Raw genomic sequence first — 17274 nt, 5'->3', positions numbered from 1 at the left:
CGGAGGTGAAGAAGATGAAGCGCAAAGGGACCCGGCTTCTAGCCTGGATCGGCGCCGCACTTCTGTTCTTCGGCCTGATCGCGGGCGAGGCCGTTTACAACGCCGGTGTATTCGCGAGCGGTTCCGGCGGTCAAACCGATGGCGGGAAGACGGCGGTCTCGGCGGAGGAGCAGAAGCTGGATGAAGAAGTGTTTCCGAAAGACAAGGTCGTCGATGTGAAGATCACGATCGATGAGGACGATTTTCAGGATATGCTGGACAACGCCAGCGCCGAAGAGTTCAAGGCGGCTTCCGTGGACTACAACGGGCTGCATTTCGATAACATCGGCATCCGCACCAAAGGCAATCTTAGCTTGCGCAGCGTCGTGCAAATGGACGATTCCGACCGGTACAGCTTTAAGCTTTCTTTTGACGAATATGTCAATCAAACGCTGGACGGCATTCAAAAAATCAATCTGAACAACAACTACAGCGACGTTTCTTATATGCGGGAGTTTCTGACCTATGAGCTGGCCGAGGAGATGGGGCTGCCGACGCCGAAGCATTCGTTCGTGAACATCTATATCAACGGCGAGCTGTGGGGATTTTACCTGGCTGTGGAGCAGGTCGGCGACGCTTATCTCGAGCGGAATTTCGGGAATTCTTACGGCGCCCTGTATAAAGGGGTAATGACCGGCAGCGGCAGCGATCTGCTGTGGCTCGGCGACGATCCGGACGCCTACACCGGGCTTGAGCGGAAGTCGAAAACGACGAATGGCGACATTCTGATCAAAATGCTGGATGAGCTGAACAACGGCAGCGATTACGAAAAATACATCGATGTGCAGGAAGCTTTGGGCTACATCGCATTGAATGTGCTGACGAACAATATGGACAGCTACATCGGCGGCAACAAGCAAAACTATTACTTGTACGAAGATGACGGCGTCTTCTCCGTTCTGCCTTGGGATTATAACATGGCGTTTGGAGGCATGGGCGGCGGCATGGGCCGCCCTGGCGGCAGAGCGGCCGGCGGGGATGGCGGGGCGAATACGCCGGCCGGCGCGGCGAATGCGCCGGCGGGTACGGACGGCGCGGCAAATGCGCCGGCGGGCGAGGATGGTGAGGCGAATGCGCCGGCGGGCGAGGATGGTGAGGCGAATACGTCGGTGGGAACGGACGGCGCGGCGAATACGTCGGCGGGCACGGATGGCGCGGCAAATGCTCCAGCGGGCGCAGAGGGCGAGGCCGGGGGCACGGCCACCGAGGGAGGCAAACCAGCCCAAGCAGAGGCGGGCAATGGCCGAAACAGCAGCAGCCTGCTGATCGATGAGCCGACCCAAGGCGCCGTTTCCGAACGGCCCCTGTTAGCGAAACTCCTGGCAGTTGATGAGTATAAGGCCTATTACCATGAAATACTTCAGCAGGCGGTGGACGGCTTTTTGGCCAACGAGGCGTTTAGCCAACGCGTAACGGCACTGTCCGAGATGATTGCGCCATATGTCAAAGCTGATCCTACGGCGTTCTACACGTATGAAGAATTTGAACAAGCGGTCACGCAATTAATTGCCACAAACGCCAGTCAAGTAGAGAACATCTCGCAGCAACTGGACGGAACGATCCCCTCGTCCGGGGACGGCTCCGGCAGCGGCGGCGGTATGGGCGGCATGGGCGGCGGTATGCCCCCTATGGGTGACGGCGGCATGCCCGAGGCGGGCGGTAATCCTGACGCTGGCCAAAATGTGCCGGGCAACGGAAATGCGCAGGGTGACCAGCAGAGCGAGCAGCAGGGCGAAACCCAAAGCGGGCAAGTTGAGGAAAGTAGAACCGGCGCGTTCGCGGCCGCTCTAACCGGCAAATACGGCCCTACCGTTCAGGGCTGGCAAAGCGTAGAGCCCGTGGCCGCCGTAGCTAGTGCGCAGAGCGGGCAATCCGCCGATAACTCTACCCCTGATGCACAAGTGGATGGACAACCGGCGCAAAGCGCTCAGGATGGAACGCCGCAGCAAGGCAATGGTGCGGCCGGCGATAACCAGCAGCAAGGCGGCCGGAACTTGGCCGGAGACCGCGGGCAAGTCCAGGGCGGCTTTCCCGGCGGAGGCGGCCCGATGGGCGGCGATGGTCCGATGGGTGATGGCAGAGGCCCGATGGGCGGTGGCGGTGGAGGCCCAATGGGCGGCGGCCCGGGCGGTTTCGGCCAAGGGGCCGGAAACGGGAACGAAGCCGCCAACCGAAATGAGGCGATCCTCACCGGCGTTTCTCTGCTGGTGCTGATCCTGTCCGCCACATTTATCGCCTTCTACCGGAGAAAACGGCTATGAGAAAACGTCGCCCAACGTAGCAACTTAAAGAATATCGGCATGGGCTAAACCTACGCCATAAAGTTAAAAGGCAGCCTCATCCTGATCACATTCAGGTAGGGTTGCCTTTTTCACACGGTAGATTGCAGGCGTTAGGGTCGCAGCATTCACACTCACATTGGAATAAATCCAACAGATTGCCGGAAATCGGGCGCTATCGGGCGCTCTCATTGGAAAATATCCAATAGAATTCGCTCAAAACGCTCATTCTGCACCCTGACGAGCCTCATCTATTGGAAATATCCAATCAAGCTGCTGTATTTGCCATTCAATTTCCAATTCTATTGGATATATCCAATGACAATGCCGAGGCCGAGGCCGGCTATCCCCTCACTCCTCACGCCCTCGGCCCCCTACTCCCTTACCCTTAATCCTTCAAAACCCTAAGCCCCTACGTCCGCCTCCCGGAACTCGGTCGGCGTCATGCCGGTGACTTTTTTGAACACTTGCGTGAAGTAGCGCGGGTCCTGATAACCAACCATCGGCGCGACCTGGTACACTTTGACATGGCTGTTCTTGAGGATGAATTTCGCTTTCTCGATGCGGCACTGGGTCAAGTATTCCAGGAACGTATAGCCGCTTACCTGCTTAAACAGCAAGCAAAAATGGCTGATGCTGAGGCCGGCCAGCTCGGCAACCTCGTCGATGCTGAGGTCCTTATGGTAGTTGCCTAAAATGTACTCCTGGGTTTTGCCGATCACATTCTGGATATTTTCCTTGGACGGGTTCTCCCGGCTGTCGGTGATCCACTTGCCGAAATTGCTTTTCAGCAGTCCGATCATTTCATGCAGGGTGCCCAAAGAGTGCAGCTCCTGCAGCATCCCTTCCAAGGGCCATTCCATCGACAGATTCAAATGCTCAAACTGCCGGTACAGCACTACCGTCAATTCCACGATCATCCGCTCGGCCATCTCCTTGGAGAACGCCTGATCCTCGATATACCGCTTCGTCTCGTCAAAAGTGCCGAGCAGCCGCTCCTTGTTCAGCGTACGAATGCTCTCCAGCATCGCCGCCTCCAGATGCTTCGGATATTTCGCTTCCCGAACCGCCCCCAACTCGGAGGCCGCGGCGGAATCGAGAAACACGCCTTCCCGGTCGCTGTAAAACCGCTGGTACAGCGCTTTGGCCGCGCTTTGGTAAGCCTCGCTTAACTGCTCCATCCCCGCCGCCAGTTGGCTGAACCCGATTGAACAGGACAATTTCGTGTTCATCTTGATTTGACGGATGACGTCGCTGCCAAGCTCCTCCTTCTTCGCGCTGAGCGAACCCGGAAACAGCAGCACCCACTCCCCGCCATGAAAAGGAAATACCGTCAGCGCACCGTTCGCCATCGACCATTCCCCCAAAATGTTGCGGATCGCAAACAGCCACAACCGCCGCTCTTCCGGAGTCCACTGCTCGTTTAATTTCATATAGTGGTCCAACTGGATGACCGCCATAAAATAGTCCTGCGCAAGCTCGCTGTTTTCCAGCCAGCGCATATGCTGAATTGGGCTCTGCCCTTGATTGCCTTCGATAAACTCGGCGAACAGGCGCTCGCGCGCGAGCACCGACAAAACCTGGACGGAATGCAGCAGCTTGTCGTTCTCCATCTGTTTCTCTAGGTTTTTTTTCGCCCGCTGGATCATTTCGATCAGCTCATCGTGGTCGATCGGTTTCAGCAAATAGTCGAAGGCCCCTTCCCGCAGCGCCTCGCGGGCATATTCGAACTCCCCGTACCCGCTGATGAAAATAAACAGCCGCTTGGCGTTTTCGGCCAGCACCTTTTTCATCAAGGCGATCCCGTCGATGCCCGGCATGCGGATATCGCTGATAATCATGTGCGGGGACAGCTCCCGGACGAGCTGCAGCGCTTTTTCCCCGTTCCGCGCTTCCCCGACGATTTCCAGATCCAGTTCCTCCCAGGGCACGGCCACCTTCAAGCTGCGTAAAATGACCGGTTCATCATCGACCAAAATAACCCGGTACTTCTCCGCTTTACTTTCCACTTGCTTCACCTCCAAGCCGATTCTTCGGGGGCGGAGCTCCTGCGCAGCCGCCAATACTGATCCGAAGTCTGTTCAATTTGCTCCAGCGCCTCTTCCGGAGAGCTTCCCCTGTCGATCATTTCCTCCAGCACCTTCAGGAACGTTTTGTTGACCTCCGGAGAGAGGACATTATCGTAAGGCACAAAACTCGGCGGGCTCTGTTCCATTAATCGGGTGACCTGCGCGAATACCGGCCCCGTTTTTTTCGCATCGTAAGAAATTTTCATCGACGGAATCCGCAGCGCTTCGTATACGATCCGCCGTTGAACTTCATCCGTGTAAAAAGCCCGCAGCAGTTCCAGTGCCGGCTGCAGCTTGGCTTCATCCAGATTGGAGGACAACCCGATGCCGATCGTGTATCCCCCGGCGATGGATTTCTCCCCGTCCTGCGTCAAGGCAGGAAACGGGAGAACACCGACCTGGTTTTGGAATTCGGCCGGGGCCTTCCCGTTATGAAACAGGTTGATGTCCCAGTTCCCGTTGAGATACATGGCCGCTTTCCCGCTGGTAAAAAGCTCGATGGCCTCTTCGGTCGACATATCGTTGGCCGGAATGCTGAACGCGTTTTGATCAATCCATTCCTCCAAATGCGTAAACGCTTGCACATAGCCAGGATTAACAAAGCTTTGGTCCTCATCACCCTGCGCCAGCTCATTGATCAACTCAGGGCCGGCATACCGGTCCATCAAATAATGGGCAAAAATCGCCGCCGGCCATCTTTCCTCATTGCCCAGCGCAAACGGCGTAATTCCGCTCGCCGCGATCACCCGGACCGCCCGGTTCAACTGGTCCAGCGTTTGCGGCGGATCCAGATGCAGTTCGCGGAAAATCTCCTTATTGTAATACAGCGGCTCCGCGTTTCCTTCGATCGGCAGCCCGTATATGCGATCGTTAAACGTCCACAGATGCAGATCCTGAAACTCTCCCTGCAGCCCGTTTTCGTCAACGAATTTAGTCAAATCCATCAATCGGTTGGAGCGGACGTATGGCTCGATTTCGGCGCCGCCAAACAACACGAACATATCGGGGGGCGTCCCCGTCACCATTTCACTTTTCAGCTTCTGCTCGCGATGAACGGTCTGATCCATCCCTTCAAAATTCACCTTGACGTTCGGATGCGACTGCTGGAACTCATTCACGACGTCCTCGACGATGCTCAGCATCTGCCGGTCATGCTCCTTGATCCAAAAATGGCGGAACGTCAGCGTAATTTTGTCCGCCTGGCTCTCCTCAATCGGCTCATGCCCGTCGGCGGCGATCACCAGTACCGAACCGGCAAGCACCAACCCGTAAACCACGATCCAACCCCAATTCAAAAACCATCTTCGCACGGCGGCTCCCCCTTCATCGTTTGACTTTCGCCTAAATCTCATGGAAGTATCTTCGGAATGCGGATGCGAATAATCGATCCGAATCCGGGAGAGGAACAAATCATGATGCCGTAATAACCGCCAAACCGGATACGCAGCCGTTCGTGGACGTTTTTCAGTCCGACGCCGTTTTCCCGGTATTTTTTCAAGTTGCCCCAGTCCTTGCTCCATAAATGCATCAGCGTATCCGAGTCAAAGCCCGGACCGTTGTCCATGACGTCGATCAAAATATCCCGCTCGTCTTCCCTGGCGGTAATGGAAATGATCCCGTTCTCTTCCATCTGCTCAATCGCATGGTACAGCGCATTTTCCACGATCGGCTGAACGATCAGCTTCTGGGTTTTATAGTATTTCAGCGATTCGGGGATTTCGATTTGATAAGCGAATTTGTCCTCAAAACGGAATTTCTGGATATCCAGATAATGCCGCACATGCTCCATCTCCATCGAAAGCGGGATCAGCTGCTGATTTTCGCTAATGCTGATGCGCAGCAGCTTTCCCAAGGAAACGACCATTTTGCTGATATCCCTGTTCCCCTGCAAAACCGCCAGCGAATTGATCGATTCCAGCGAATTATAAATAAAATGCGGATTAATCTGGGCGACCAAGGCCTGCAGTTCGACTTCCTTTTTTCTCGCCTGCTCCGTCTGTACCTGATCGATCAGCTCGCTGATTTGCGTGCTCATCCGGTTGAACCCGTCGACCAGCAGATCCGTTTCATCTCCGGTGCTCACCTTGGACGTGATCGGCACAAAGATGCCCTGCTGCACCCGTTTCATCCCGTTGACCGCGCCGATGATGCTGCGGACGAGCCGGCGGACGAAAAAGCGGTCGAACAGAAACGCGGAAATCAAAGAGACGAGCACCAGCACGATGGCGATATTGCGAATGGACAGCGATTCCGACGCGATCAGCTTGCTGGGGGTGATCGCCACCAGAAACCAGTCCTTGTTATGGGAAGGCAAATAAGTGATCAGCGACTTCTCGCCTTGATATTTGTCCGTATAGTAGCCTTTACCGCCCGAATCCTCCCGGGTCAAAAAAGGAAACTCCGTTTGTTCCCCAATATGTTCGCCTGACTTGTCAAAGACGATATTCCCCTGCTTGTTGACGAGCAGAATATCCCCCTGCTTTAACGTGGCGGCATCCCAAAATACCTGATCCAGAATATCGGGTTTTACGTAAATCACGACCGCGCCGATATCCTCCAGCGAATAGTAATCTTTAATCAAACGCGCCTGAATCAAAACCGGCTTCCCCGTGGAGGCCGAGCCGTTTTCGCCGGGACCGACCCACACCGGGCGGCCTTCGGCCGCTACCATCGCCCCATACCAGTTTTGTTTCGTTAACTCTTCAAAGGACATCGCTTCATTTAATTGATATTTAAGCTTGTCTTTCGAATACAGGCCAAAGGAGGTAATCATCGGGTGGTTGATCAAATTGTTGATATCCTGCTTCTGCTCGTACGTTACGGCAAAATCCGGCTGCTTCAGCAGCTTTTGAATGACCGGCTGCGCGATCGCCGAATTGGACACGGTCGTAACCTCGTTCAGCGCAAACTTCAATTTGCGGTCGGTTTCGAGCAGCGAAACCCAGTAAAAATTGCTTGATTTATTCTCCATGGTGCTCGAAAAGCTGTAATACGAAATGGAGCCCATCAGGATCACGGGAATAAACACAAGAAGAATAATAGCCAGCAAGATTTTTCGACGAAGCTTCATGTTTGGTGTCCCCCTAAGCCTCTCCTTACTCTATTATTCTTCATCGTGTTATATATTCCTTGCCAAGTTAGCAAACTCTCGGCATGTTAACTTTTAATCGCCCCCGAGGTCAGCCCGGCGATAACCCAGCGGCTGAAAAACAGGAACACGATCAATAACGGCAATGTCGCGGTAAAGGTCGCGGACATAATCATCCCGAAATCGAGGCCGTCCTTGTTGGTAAAGAGCTGCTGCAGCGCCAGCTGGAGCGTATAGTTTTCTTTGTTTTTCAGCACGACCAGCGGCCAGAAGAAATCGTTCCACACGTTCATGAAGTTCAAAATCCCCAGCGTAGCCATAGCGGGCGTGACGACCGGCATCGCGATGCTCCAGAAGATGCGGAAATGCCCGCCTCCGTCGATCCGCCCCGCTTCGATCAATTCCGAATGGACGGCGGAAGTGATGTATTGCCGCATCCAGAATATCCCGAAGGCGTTGACCATGGCCGGAACGATCAGCGCTTTGTAGCTGTCGATCCAATGCAGCTTGGCCATAATGACGTACTGCGGCAGCACGCTGAGCTGCACGGGAACAAGCATCGTGGCGATGACGAATACGAACAGCGTTTTTTTCAGCGGAAACTCGTATTTAGCAAAAGCATATCCCGCCAAAGTGCTCAGAAAGACGACGGATACCGTCACTGCGGTCGAGACGACAACCGAGTTGAACATCGCGCGAAAAAATTCCGTCCGCTCCAGTACGCGGTCGAAGTTGTTGAAAAACTCCAGCCCCGGCGTAAGCAGCGGAGGGATGTGGAAAGCCGCATCCTTTTCGTTGGTGGCAACGACAAACATCCAGTAGAAAGGGAAAACGGACAGGACGGCCCCGATGATCATGACGATATAAAACAAAGTTTTGGCCAGAACGCCCGGATCGTCAGGTTTGCGTTTTTTGATGGCAGTGGCACTCATGCCTTTTCCCCTCCCGTATCTCCGCCCATGCGGCTTGACAGCATCATGTTAAGGAGCGAAAAAATAATCGTGGCGATAAACAGCAGCACCGCCGTAGCCGCCGCCGTTCCGAAGAAACCGTTCTTAAACGCCTCGCTATACAAATACGTAACCATTGTAACGCCTTCCTGGCGCGTGGAGCCGGTGCCGCCTTGGCCGAGGAACACATATGGTTCGGTAAAAAGCTGCAGTGCTCCGATCGTGGACACCAGTGTGACGAAGAGGATAAACGGCCGGAGGAGCGGCAGCGTAATGTTGATCAATTGCTGCCAGCGGCTCGCCCCGTCAATCCGCGCGGCCTCGTAAATATCGGTCGGAATGCTTTGCAGCCCGGACAGGAAAATAATCGCGTTATAACCCATCCAACGCCACATGACCATCGTAGAGATGGCGATTTTAACGCCCCACCAGCCTGAGTTGAACGGGACGCTTTCCAGGCCAAAGCTGTTTAATACCCAGTTCACCATCCCGTTGTTGCCGAACATCGTGCTGAACACGAGCGTAACGGCGACGATCGAAGTGATGTTAGGCATGAAATACAGAACACGGAACGTGTTTTTGTATTTGTTGAGCGCCGAGTTGAGCATCACGGCGACGAGCAGCGCAACGATCAGCTGCGGTACCGTACCCATGAGGCCCATGAGGATCGTATTGCTGAAGGAGATCCAAAACGTCGGGTCGGACGTAATCAGCTCATAGTTTTTGAAGCCGACATATTTCATCGGGCCCAGGGCGTCCCATTTAAAGAAGGACAAATAGATGGTGAAAAAGATCGGATATAACCCGAAGATCGAAAATAAAATAAAGAAAGGCGATATAAACGTGTATGCCGTAAGCCGGCTCCGCCTCGTTTCGTTCCAGAACGTTTTTTTTCCGGGAGCGGGCTGGAGCGGGCTTGCGGTAGCTGCTGTGTCAGCCATGGACGCACCTCCAAGGTGTGAATTAAGGGTAAATCCAAATTCGCAAGAGGGCATGTTCCCCCTTGCGAATCGGGATGAGTTGAATGGATTTCGTTACTGCTAATTGTTCATATTAGCTGCGGTCAACCAGCGTTTTCGCTTGCTTAATCGCTTCGTCCCATTCTTTTTGCGGGTCCGCTTTTTTCTCCAGCACGTTTTTGAGCGCGTTTTTGATAATCGTGTCGACCTGGTCATGCAATGGTCCGTAGTAGACCGGTTTTACGCGTTCCGCCGACTTGGCGTACGCCTCGGCAATGACTTGGCCGCTGAAGAATTCGTCCGGCTCCGAACTGAAATCCGGTTCCTCGTATACGGCCGGAATCGAAGGGAACAAGCCGCTGTCTTTAAACGATTTCAACTGATTGTCTTTGTTCACGAGCCAGGAGATGAATTCGTAAGCTTCCTTCGGATGTTTGCCTTCTTTCGGCAGCGTCAGGAAGGAACCGCCCCAGTTGCCCGCGCCTTCCGGAAGCTGAGCGATTTGCCATTTGCCTGCGGAGTCTTTGGCGTTGCGGATCGTACCTGCAATCCAAGCCGGGCCGAGCATGACGCCGAAATCGCCTTGGTTGATCGCGTTTTGCCATTCCGGCGACCACAGAATCCAGTTGCCGATCCAGCCTTCTTGAATGCCCTTCACCGTGAAATCGTATGCTTTCTTCACTTGAGGATTCGTATCGCCGATGAAAGCGCCATCCTCTTTATTGAAGTAAATTTGGTCCGGCGATTGGTCGCGTAAGCCGTTGTAGACGAGATCCGTCAAATCGGCAAACGGTTTGCCGGTTTTTTCCTTGAACTGCTTCGCCACCGTAGCGAATTTATCCCACGAGTCGATCGCGGCGCTAAAGCCGTCCGGGTCGGTTGGGAGTCCAGCCTGCTCAGCCAGGTCCGTCCGGTAGTAAACAACCGTCGGCCCGATATCCGTAGGCAGCCCCAATTGGAAAGACCCGTCGACCGAAGTCGCTTGTTTCCATTTCCAGTCGAGATAGTTGCTTTCGATGTCTTTCGCGCCTAGATCATATAGGTTGTGGAACTTGTCTTTGGCGCTGATGAAACGCTCCATGAAGGCGATTTCCAACATAAAGATGTCAGGCGCGCCCGAACCGGCGGACAACGCTGTGGTCAGGTTGTTATGGTGCGCCGTTTGGTCGGACGTGTTTTGGAACTTAACCGTAATGTTCGGATGCTCTGCCGTGTATTCCTTGGCCAGATCCTCGTAGTTTGTCGTACCCAGCGACCAGAAGGTCAGTTCGATTTTTTCTCCGCTGTCGGTTCCGGAGTTTGTCGAACCTCCGCCTTCATTCGTGGTTGCGGGAGCGCTGGCGTTGCCGTTACTTGTCTTGTTGCCCCCGCCTCCGCCGCAAGCGGCCAGCAAGGACATCATCATGACCGCAACGAGCAGGATGGCCCACGGTTTTGATCTCTTCATTTCATGTACCCCTTTCTTCGGTTTCCGGATTTTTCATTTCCAGTCTAACGAAAACGGATACATTTTTTGAGGAGGCAATATTGCGATTTGAGGTTTGAATTTTTCTGATTACGGGAGAATTGCAGAAAAAAGACCGATGGACATGGGTTGTCCTCGGTCTTTGTCTTTTTTTCTATTTATTTGTCAAAAAAAGTCCAATAAAGCCGTCGCGCTCACCGGGATCAGCCGCTCCAGCGTCTCCATATCCCGTTCCGGGCCGGTGAGGCGGCCGTATGCGTACATCTCGCGCGGTCTTTTATAACCTAGCAGCATGGCTGTCAAGGTTTGGATATCGCAGGTTAGCCCGGTATCCTCGCCGGACTGTACTGCCTTGGCCAGCTGTCCGTGCCCCTCGGCATCCACTTCAAGCATCCATGAGCCGTCATTCCATGGAGCAACCCCGTCGATGATGCGAAGATTCAGCCGAGCCGTTTGGGTTTGCGGGGCCTGGGCAACAAACGAATACTGACCGACAAAAGCGCCGGCGTTTACGATGCGGGCCATAAAATACGGTGCGATCTCCTGGTTACAGCGGGGGTCGTGCAGCATAAACGGCAGCAAATCGTCCGCAGGGACATGATCGACCACGGCCTGGGTCACCATCGAATCGTGATTGGCCAAATACGTCCACAAACCTTTTCTTGCTGTATCATTTAGAAATACGAATTCGTCAATCAGCAGCTCCCTGTTTTTAACCTGGTATATCGTATAACCTTCCGGTTCGCCCGCTTCGGAAAAATAAACCGCGGTATGATCATCGGTACCGATTACCATTCTCTCCCACCAGTCGGTATCGCGAACTAGGGTACCATTATATTTAAGGGCAAACTTGTGGTAAATCCGGTTCAGCAGCTCGATATCTTTAATGTCGCGTTTTACCGTACCGCCAACTTGCGTTTTGACCGGGAAATTGCTTGTGCTGATCTTATATTTTTTGTGATCGGTGTACACTTCCCAGCCGAATTTGCGGTAAAAAGGAATGGAGAAGGGATGCAGGCAGGACAACACCTGACCATCCTCGTTCATCCGGGCCAGCGCCTTGGACAACAGCCTGCTGACGAGTCCGCCCCGGCGGTTCTCCGGCCAGGTGGCGACGCCGGCGATGCCTCCCATCGGCAAAGCTCTCCCCTGTATGTATATTTGCAGCGGAAGCAAAGTCAGCTTGGCCAGCAATTCGCCATCCTCAAAGGCCCCCCAGGTCTGCTCGGGGTTAAACCGGGCTTTTTGGTTCTCGCGATCCTCCGGCGGTAATTTGTACTGGAAGGCATACTCGGATAAATTCAAGCTGTCATCAAACTCGTCTGCGGTTAATTGTCTGATTTCCACAAACCCACCTCTTTTCCTCAAGTTTGATTCCGACTGTTTTGCGGGAATCCTATGATGAGTTTGTCAGAAATACCCTGAAGTGTCAATCGCTCTAAAGCGGTTGTCTGTCCGCCGGTTTTCTTGCCGATAACGCTTACAATTTGGTGAGTTAGATCATAGGCTCCGGTCTTAAGAACATGTTATGAATAAAAGGCAAATATTTAATTTTTATAGGGGGTTATGCAATCATGTTTGTGAAAAAATTCTCATTATTGCTGATTAGCCTGGGACTGGTCGCCGTTTTTGCCGGATGCTCCAGCAACAGTCAAGCGCAGAACGGTTCCGGCTCAGCAGCCACCGCTGTGGACTCGGCACCAGTCAAAATGGGACGTGTCGAATACGCCGCACACGGTACCAAATGCTTTACGGTTGCCGTAGTGGCCATGCAGGGCGACAAAATCGTCGGCGCATCCTTGGACGATTACCAGTTTATGAGCACCGATGTAGCCAAAGGCGTTCCTAATTCGGACCAAGATTTTGGGCAAAACTACAAAGACCCGAAAATGGTGCTTGCCTCCAAAAAAGCCAATGCCGAGTATTACAGCGAGCACATGAAAGAGGAAGCCGGCGCAACTACGCCTGTCGACGAGTCGCTCACAGCAATTGAGCAATATGTGACCGGCAAAACCGTCGCCGAACTCGAAGACGAGCTGTCCAACAAAAGCGCGGAACAATGGGTTGACGCCGTCAGCGGAGCGACTTTGGTGGATACCCAAGGATATGTCAAAGCCCTGGTTGAAGCGGCCAAGAGTGTGAAATAATTCACTATTTTTTAGCGGATTACCATTGAACCGGAGAAGCTTCCCTTGTTGGAGGCCTCTCCGGTTTTTTGGGCTTATGGTCTGCAGGTGATGGTCAACCTTTTAGCGGGAGAGCTTTCGAAGCTGTCTTTTGATGGCCAAAATCGCTCCGAGATGCATCCCTTCGTGAAAAATCGTTCTTACGAGCACCTGTTCAATCGTATGCATGCCCATTTCCGCCGGCGGAAACGGCTGTTCCATGCGGCTTTCATTCTGTTCCCTAATGAGCTGCGGCTGTTGTCTTAGGAGTTCAGTCAATTTCCCCAGTGAAGGCGTCTCCTCCGTGAAATGACTTGGATCAGTGCCAAATCCAAACCATTCGTTAAATTTCAACGGTATTGGTATTTCTTCTTTCGTTAATGCCTGTATCCATAAATACTGATCAAGCAAAACATGCCCCAAATTCCAGCGGATATTGTTGTTAAAGCCTTCCGGGACGATATCCCCTTCCTCTTCGGTGATGCCTTCAACTACTCCCAACAGTTCGCTCCTGTACGTATTCAACTGCTCAAACAATACTTCATGCCGGCGCTCCATCTAAAAACCTCCTTCTATTTTCGTACTAATTAGAGATTAAAGATGGAAATTCCTGCTGCTATAATAAACCGGCCACTTCCCCGTTCTCGTCCAGATGGATTCGTTCCGCCGCCGGAGATTTAGGCAAGCCGGGCATCGTAACGATATTCCCGGTATGTGCGACGATAAAGCCTGCCCCGGCGGACAGCGTTATGTCACGCACCTGGACCACAAAATTTTCCGGCGCTCCGAGCAGAGCCGCCTGGTCCGAGAAAGAATACGGGGTCTTCGCCATGCACACCGGCAAGCGGCCGAATCCGAATCGCTCGAATTCCTGAATTCTCGCTTCCGCTTTGGCGGACAGCTTGATGCCGGCGCCGCGGTAGATTTCCCGCACGATAGTTTCGATTTTCGCCCGGAGATCAAGCTCCTCTGGATACAACGGCACATACCGCGAAGGCTCCTCTCGCAAAATATCGCGCAGTGTCTGGGCCATTTCCAGACCTCCCTCGCTGCCTTTAGCCCAGACGTCGGACTGTTCTGCCCGAACCCCCAAGCGGCGGCATGCTTCAATGACCAGCCGGACCTCGTCCTGCGCATCGCCCGCAAAATGGTTGATGGCCACCATCACGGGAACGCCGAATTTTCCGATGTTCGCCAAATGCCGTTTCATGTTGGCCAGACCAGCCTCCAGCGCGGCCGGATTCGGTTTATCCAGTTCCGCCTTGGGGACGCCGCCATTATATTTCAGCGCCTTTACGGTAACGACGAGCACCGCGGCGTCCGGCGTTAATCCGGCCTGGCAGCACTTGATATCAAAAAACTTCTCCGCGCCCAGATCCGCTCCGAAACCGGCTTCCGTCACCACGATTTTCGCCAGCTTCAAGGCGGTTTTCGTTCCGATGACACTGCTGCACCCGTGGGCGATATTGGCGAACGGGCCTCCGTGCACAATGGCCGGGGTTCCTTCCGCCGTCTGCACCAAATTGGGCTTGATCGCTTCCTTAAGCAAAACGGTCATCGCATCCACCGAACCGATTTGCAGCGCAGTCACCGCTTCCCCGGACATGTTATAGGCCACCACCATCCGGCCGAGGCGCCGCTTCAAATCGTCCGCGTCTTCGCTGAGGCACAGCACCGCCATGACTTCCGATGCCGCCGTGATGATAAAGCCGGAGTCATGCACCCTGCCGTTTCCGTCACCCAATCCGACAACGATTTGCCGCAGACTACGGTCGTTCATGTCCATCGTGCGCTTCCACACAATGCGGCCCGTGTCGATTTGCAGCGCATTCCCCTGAAAAATATGATTGTCGATCATCGCCGCGAGCAGGTTATGCGCGGAAGTGATGGCATGCATGTCGCCGGTAAAATGCAAATTGATGTCTTCGGACGGCAAAATTTGCGCCTTGCCTCCGCCGGTCGCTCCGCCCTTCATGCCTAAGCACGGGCCCAGCGACGGCTCCCGCAGCGCGGCGATCGTCGGCTCTCCAAGCGCATTCAGCGCCTGCGCCAGACCGATCGTCGTCAACGTTTTTCCTTCCCCAGCCGGCGTAGGATTCATGGCCGTCACCAGCACTAATTTCCCGTCGGGCCGGTCACGCAAATCGTTTAGCAGATTCAGATCCAGTTTGCTCTTATAACGGCCGTACAATTCCAGATATTTGTCCGCAATCCCAAACGATGCGGCTACTTCCAAAATCGGCTTCATTCCCCTAAGTTACCTCCAGCAATATGATCGTGAATAATAAGGCGAACTACAAAATGCACAATCATATTGTACATGAAAACAATCGGGAAAAGCGTGACGGAATTGGCAGGCTTGCGTTATTTGAGAGAACCAAACGGATTGGCGCCTTTCGGAAGCAGTTCATTCCAGGCAAAGCCAAATTCCGGAAAACCTGCGGCATAAGCCGTGTATTCATACAATTGGAAAAAAATCTGTACGCGGCCCGGCAGCAAATAAAAATCCGGTTGCTCCTTCATCCCTTTAAAGCCTCCCAGGTAACCGGGGTTTGCTTTCAGCTCTTTGCCTAGCCGTGTGTTTAGTTGTTTTTTATAATCCTTATTCGCACCCAACAGATCACTTAGCCCCAAGGCTTTGCCATCTTTCAGCGAAAAAGTGTATCCTGTTCGATACGTCATGCCATGGGCTCCGCCGGTATACTCCGTGTATTCCAGCAGCAGGCTGAGCACGCCGTTTTGATTATAGGTGACAAGATACGAGTTGCCAAAAGTATACGGATCCGTTGCGCTCTGATCGCCGGCTTCCTTCATAACCTTGGCGATATGCTCTTTGTAGTCCCCGATCTCTTTTTCAAAAACCGCATTGATCGCCTTCTCCGCCTCCGCATTCCCCGTGCCGCTCAGTTGCGGATATTGGAGATGAACCGAAGCCTGCTTGCTCTCCTTGTCATAGCTTGAGGTGGTCACCGTCACTTTATTCTCCCGGCTTTTCATGACGTTCAACTGCTTGGCGGCCTTATTCCATACCGCACCATAACCAAGATAGTCCTTCACCCATTGAAAAGGAACGTAGAGCCTTCCGTTAATGAGCTTGGCCTCTCCTACATAGAAACCATTAATGGAAGATATCACGCTTCCTCCAGCCATTTCGATAGTTAACTGCCGGTAACCTTGGCCGATCTTATAAGTCTTTGATTTGGAATCATAGCTCGTGGGAATTTTTAACGCATCCCGAAAAAAAGCGGCCGGAACGAACGTTTTTCCGTCAAGCAATAGCCCCTGCAGTCCCGTTTTCTCACCGTTTACTTGAAGAGCAACCGCATTGGGGGCGGTATTTTTATTCTTGGTTGCTGCCGCGTTGGCATTCCCATTTTGCACCGCTTGAGGTTTTTGCGCCGCTGCAGTCGCATGGCCCGGATCAACCGGAAGCAGTATTCCACCGCATAACAAGCTTGCCCCCACGGCAATAGCTCCCAAGCGCATCATTTTGTTCATGTTAGTCTCCTCCTGATGATCATTTTCTGTTATATGTACAAAGCCGCCGTTCTTCCTCCGTTACTTTTATCATTATAGCTGCTGCTTCGACAGAATTGATAACAACCAAGCTTACAGTTTCTTTTCCCTTTCGACCAAAAGTTGACGTTTTTTTCACCGCTTTTTAACCAGTTGAGCCGATAGAAGCCCCTTCACTGGATGGATTACCCCCGAACCGGTCGATAAGCGATCCTGACTGCGATCTCATTTTTGTCAAAACGAGTTTTGTCCCCCCCGTAAACCCGTAACGGACAGGAAAGACCTTATTCGTCCATTTCCCGGGTATTTCCCGTTCTAACGGACTCAGATGACGCTATTGGGCTAAAAATACAGACGTTGACGCCAATTTGAAGGAAATAAGGTCCGCTCTGTCCGTTAGAATTTCTAACCCCTCGTTTTGACCAAATAACGTCGCTCAGGTCCGTTAGCCTCAGTACGTTCCGTTTCATCTCGCTGCAAACACTTTAACAATGCAAAAAAAACACCGCCGAGTTATCGGCGGTGCTCTTCTATCTTGCTTGGCGGCGTCCTACTCTCCCAGGACCCTTCGGTCCAAGTACCATCGGCGCTGGAGGGCTTAACGGCCGTGTTCGGGATGGGTACGCGTGGAACCCCTCCGCCATCGCCACCAAACGATTTTCAAGGTATTAATCCTTGAAAACTGGATACGAAACTAATTTGCGTTTGCCTTTCCGGGCCCCGCCAAAGTAATCGGACTCAGCT

Annotated in this window: 12 protein-coding genes and 1 rRNA gene; 2 read left to right on the top strand and 11 right to left on the bottom strand. The window is 53.2% G+C overall.

Annotated elements, in window-relative coordinates; translation table 11 throughout:
* Positions 1-14 precede the first annotated feature (14 nt).
* Positions 15-2300 (top strand): CotH kinase family protein, encoded by a 2286-nt coding sequence (locus EHV15_RS13690; RefSeq protein WP_128631698.1) that lies wholly within the window; start codon positions 15-17, stop codon positions 2298-2300.
* A 422-nt stretch (positions 2301-2722) separates the two neighbouring features.
* Here EHV15_RS13690 and EHV15_RS13685 read toward each other — a convergent pair whose 3' ends face one another.
* The 7 genes from EHV15_RS13685 to EHV15_RS13655 form a co-directional block, all read right to left on the bottom strand.
* Entirely contained in the window at positions 2723-4327 is a 1605-nt protein-coding gene (locus EHV15_RS13685) for a response regulator (RefSeq protein WP_128631697.1), read from the bottom strand.
* A 5-nt stretch (positions 4328-4332) separates the two neighbouring features.
* On the bottom strand, positions 4333-5697 hold the full coding sequence (locus EHV15_RS13680) for an ABC transporter substrate-binding protein (RefSeq protein ID WP_246061547.1): 1365 nt from the start codon (positions 5695-5697) through the stop codon (positions 4333-4335).
* Positions 5698-5735: 38 nt separating this feature from the next.
* Positions 5736-7457: a cache domain-containing sensor histidine kinase gene (locus tag EHV15_RS13675; RefSeq protein ID WP_128631695.1), complete on the bottom strand. Its 1722-nt coding sequence runs from the start codon at positions 7455-7457 to the stop codon at positions 5736-5738.
* Positions 7458-7543: 86 nt separating this feature from the next.
* Positions 7544-8407 carry a carbohydrate ABC transporter permease gene (locus EHV15_RS13670; RefSeq protein ID WP_128631694.1) on the bottom strand — a complete coding sequence of 288 codons (864 nt, stop codon included), beginning with the start codon at positions 8405-8407 and terminating at the stop codon, positions 7544-7546.
* Positions 8404-9366, bottom strand: a complete 963-nt coding sequence (locus EHV15_RS13665) for a carbohydrate ABC transporter permease (RefSeq protein WP_128631693.1) — start codon at positions 9364-9366, stop codon at positions 8404-8406. The genes EHV15_RS13670 and EHV15_RS13665 overlap by 4 nt, the downstream gene beginning before the upstream one ends.
* 112 nt (positions 9367-9478) lie before the next feature.
* Entirely contained in the window at positions 9479-10831 is a 1353-nt protein-coding gene (locus tag EHV15_RS13660; RefSeq protein ID WP_128631692.1) for an ABC transporter substrate-binding protein, read from the bottom strand.
* Positions 10832-11014: 183 nt separating this feature from the next.
* On the bottom strand, positions 11015-12196 hold the full coding sequence (locus tag EHV15_RS13655; RefSeq protein ID WP_128631691.1) for a GNAT family N-acetyltransferase: 1182 nt from the start codon (positions 12194-12196) through the stop codon (positions 11015-11017).
* A 227-nt stretch (positions 12197-12423) separates the two neighbouring features.
* Between EHV15_RS13655 and EHV15_RS13650 the strand changes: the two genes are divergently transcribed.
* On the top strand, positions 12424-12996 hold the full coding sequence (locus tag EHV15_RS13650; RefSeq protein WP_218571229.1) for a hypothetical protein: 573 nt from the start codon (positions 12424-12426) through the stop codon (positions 12994-12996).
* 102 nt (positions 12997-13098) lie between these two features.
* On the opposite strand, the gene EHV15_RS13645 is transcribed toward EHV15_RS13650, so the two are convergent.
* The 4 genes from EHV15_RS13645 to rrf form a co-directional block, all read right to left on the bottom strand.
* A complete protein-coding gene (locus EHV15_RS13645; RefSeq protein WP_128631690.1) occupies positions 13099-13572 on the bottom strand; it encodes a DinB family protein in 474 nt (157 codons plus the stop codon).
* A gap of 58 nt (positions 13573-13630) precedes the next feature.
* On the bottom strand, positions 13631-15262 hold the full coding sequence (locus EHV15_RS13640) for a formate--tetrahydrofolate ligase (protein WP_128631689.1): 1632 nt from the start codon (positions 15260-15262) through the stop codon (positions 13631-13633).
* A 116-nt stretch (positions 15263-15378) separates the two neighbouring features.
* A complete protein-coding gene (locus EHV15_RS13635) occupies positions 15379-16512 on the bottom strand; it encodes a PdaC/SigV domain-containing protein (RefSeq protein WP_128631688.1) in 1134 nt (377 codons plus the stop codon).
* Between the two features lie 555 nt (positions 16513-17067).
* Positions 17068-17184, bottom strand: a 5S ribosomal RNA gene (rrf, locus tag EHV15_RS13630).
* Positions 17185-17274: the final 90 nt, after the last annotated feature.

This window comes from Paenibacillus oralis, assembly GCF_003863965.1.
Lineage (GTDB): Bacteria > Bacillota > Bacilli > Paenibacillales > Paenibacillaceae > Fontibacillus > Fontibacillus oralis.
The sequence above is the reverse complement of the archived record's forward strand: the minus strand, read 5'-3'. Positions and strand labels throughout refer to the sequence as shown.

Coding starts and splice junctions, on each gene's coding strand:
- EHV15_RS13690 (WP_128631698.1), top strand. CDS start 15: ATGAAGCGCAAAGGGACCCGGCTTCTAGCCTGGATCGGCGCCGCACTT.
- EHV15_RS13675 (WP_128631695.1), bottom strand. CDS start 7,457: ATGAAGCTTCGTCGAAAAATCTTGCTGGCTATTATTCTTCTTGTGTTT.
- EHV15_RS13670 (WP_128631694.1), bottom strand. CDS start 8,407: ATGAGTGCCACTGCCATCAAAAAACGCAAACCTGACGATCCGGGCGTT.
- EHV15_RS13665 (WP_128631693.1), bottom strand. CDS start 9,366: ATGGCTGACACAGCAGCTACCGCAAGCCCGCTCCAGCCCGCTCCCGGA.
- EHV15_RS13660 (WP_128631692.1), bottom strand. CDS start 10,831: ATGAAGAGATCAAAACCGTGGGCCATCCTGCTCGTTGCGGTCATGATG.
- EHV15_RS13650 (WP_218571229.1), top strand. CDS start 12,424: ATGTTTGTGAAAAAATTCTCATTATTGCTGATTAGCCTGGGACTGGTC.
- EHV15_RS13645 (WP_128631690.1), bottom strand. CDS start 13,572: ATGGAGCGCCGGCATGAAGTATTGTTTGAGCAGTTGAATACGTACAGG.
- EHV15_RS13640 (WP_128631689.1), bottom strand. CDS start 15,262: ATGAAGCCGATTTTGGAAGTAGCCGCATCGTTTGGGATTGCGGACAAA.
- EHV15_RS13635 (WP_128631688.1), bottom strand. CDS start 16,512: ATGAACAAAATGATGCGCTTGGGAGCTATTGCCGTGGGGGCAAGCTTG.